Annotated in this window: 2 protein-coding genes; both read left to right on the top strand. The window is 56.2% G+C overall.

What is annotated here, in order from left to right:
• Positions 1-159: 159 nt before the first annotated feature.
• A complete protein-coding gene (locus ACOSYY_RS14255; RefSeq protein WP_421663188.1) occupies positions 160-1,752 on the top strand; it encodes a hydrogenase large subunit in 1,593 nt (530 codons plus the stop codon).
• An 11-nt stretch (positions 1,753-1,763) separates the two neighbouring features.
• Positions 1,764-2,273: an NADH-quinone oxidoreductase subunit B family protein gene (locus ACOSYY_RS14250; RefSeq protein WP_421663186.1), complete on the top strand. Its 510-nt coding sequence runs from the start codon at positions 1,764-1,766 to the stop codon at positions 2,271-2,273.
• Positions 2,274-2,593: the final 320 nt, after the last annotated feature.

Below are 2,593 nucleotides of genomic sequence, written 5' to 3'. Positions count from 1 at the left end.
GAAGGAATTGTCCGGGGAGACATCTGGACACTCGGTCATCTGCCGATCATTTTTCTTGCCGGAGCGCTGGTGGGATTCGGATTTTTCCTTCCACAGCCTATACAACAGCTTTTGGAACAGGCGGTCACAATTCTGGTGATTCAATAGGAGAGGATGATCATGGCAGAGGTGAGGCACTGTGACGGCGTCCTTAAAGCCGCGTTTCCGGCCATTCGGCAGAATGATCCGGTCTGTGGGAAGTCCTCACATTTCCTGATCCCCAAGGATCTTCTCCCGGCGATCACCTACTACATTCATACTCAACCAAGCTTGCGTGGCCGCTTGACGCTTTTATGGGCCTGTGATCATCGCCCAGCTCGTGACACGTACGGGCTTTATTACTTGTTTACCCTGGAGACATCTCACCACTGGGTGGTGTTGTCCACTGAACTGGCAGGCACCGATCGGCTGTTTCCATCTCTTACCCCGCACATTCATGCCGCCCAGTGGTATGAGCGCGAGATTCGCGACATGTTCGGGTTGATTCCCCAAGGGCACCCGGACTTGCGACGTCTGGTCCGGCACGAACATTGGCCAAAGGGAATACATCCGCTCAGGAAGGACTTTTCCTGGGACTGTGTGCTCGGTCGACAGCAGGGCGAGCATCGCTTCCGTCATATTGAAGGAGAAGGGGTGTTTGAAGTGCCGGTGGGACCCATCCATGCCGGAATCATCGAGTCGGGACATTTTCGGTTTTCCGTGGCGGGTGAACCGATCATGCAGCTCGAGCTGCGCCATTTTTGGAAACATCGTGGAGTAGAAAAGCTTTTTGAACAACGGACCCTGATCGAGGCTGTGCCGCTGGCGGAACGGGTGTCAGGGGACACAACAGTGGGACACAGCCTGGCCTATTGTCAGGCGGTTGAAGCGCTCCTACACCTCGAAGTCCCTCGACGCGCCAAGTATCTGCGTACTCTCTTTCTGGAGCTGGAACGGCTGTCCAATCATCTCGGCGACATCGGCGCCATGTGTAATGACACGGCCTATGCGCTGGCTCATGCCCATTGCGGCCGGATGAAAGAGCGGATTATGCAGCTCAATGACCGGCTGACAGGGTCACGGTTCCTGCGAGGCGCCATCCGGGTCGGGGGGGTAACGCGGGATATAGACAACGGCCGACTCGCCGAGATCGTCGAGGAACTGAACCGAATCCAGCCGGACTTCTCCGAAGTGGGGGCCATCATTTTTGCGAACGCCTCTCTCACCGATCGACTGGAGACGACGGGGATCCTCCACGAGCGAGCGGCGTGGGATCATGCGGTAATGGGCGTCGTGGGTCGAGCATCGGGCATGGATTGCGACCTGAGGCGTGATCGCCCATTCGCCGCTTATGATGAGTTACGCGTGAACGTGGCGCTGTATCGCTACGGTGACGTGAGGGCCAGGTTGCGTGTTCGTGGCGATGAGATCCACGAATCCATTCGGCTCATCCGAGAAATGTGCGGCAAGATTCCGGCTGGTCCCATCGCCAATCAACCAAGTTACTCGCCGAATCATGGCGACTGGACGTTGTCGGCGGTTGAAGGATGGCGAGGGGAAATTCTTTACATGGTGATGGCGGGAGAAGGTAGTCGGATTCATCGGTGCAAGGTCCGCGACCCTTCATTCGTAAACTGGCCAGCGATTCAATGGGCGGTGCCGGGAAATATCATCCCGGACTTTCCACTCATCAACAAGAGCTTTAACCTTTCATACGCTGGGAATGATCTGTAGGGAGGCCGAACATGTTCCGTATCATCCAAAAAAGTCTGCGGACCGGAGTCGTGACGGGCCAGTATCAAAAAGGAGAGACGCCTGCGGTGCCCGTCGTCCCGGAAGTTAAGAAGAAAGCCGGGCTCTTCAAACGGTCGTTCGCGATCCGTGAAGTGGATACCGGCTCGTGCAACGCCTGTGAGATGGAAATGAACGCGCTCATGAATTCCGTGTACGATGCCGAGCGGTTCGGCCTGCACATCGTGGCCTCCCCGCGACACGCCGATGCATTGGTCGTGACGGGACCGGTCACCGTCAACATGGAGCGAGCATTGAAAGATGTGCACAAGCAAACACCTGACCCGAAAATCGTCATTGCGCTCGGCGACTGCGCCATCGATTGCGGAGTCTTCAAAGGAAGTTATGCCGTGACGGGGCCGGTTGAGCGACACATCCCGGTCGATGTCCGTATCCCGGGCTGCCCGCCGCGCCCAGCGGATATTCTCGAGGCCATTTTGGAATTGCGCAAAGAGAAACCATGAGTCGTAGAGACGTAACGGAAGGATACCTATCGCGTATCCGAGGGAGCATGGATGAAAAGACAGGCAGCAGCCACGAGATTGTAAGACGAGAACCCGTGGGCAGTCAGGGTAAGCGTCTTCCCCGCAGACGAGGCTTCTTCCTCCTTCAGAATAGTTGTTTTAGCAATTTTCTACGCCACGACCTTCTTTCCATCGAGCACTTCACGAACTTTTTGGGTCAATAGATTGGGCGTGAAGGGTTTCTGAAGAAAGGCCGTATCCCGATTGACTCCGCCCTGCTCGAACACCGGATGGTCGGGATAGCCGGACATGTACAAGAC

The organism is Nitrospira sp. BLG_2 (assembly GCF_049222245.1).
Note: the sequence above shows the minus strand (reverse complement) of the source record. Positions and strands in the feature narration are given on the sequence as shown.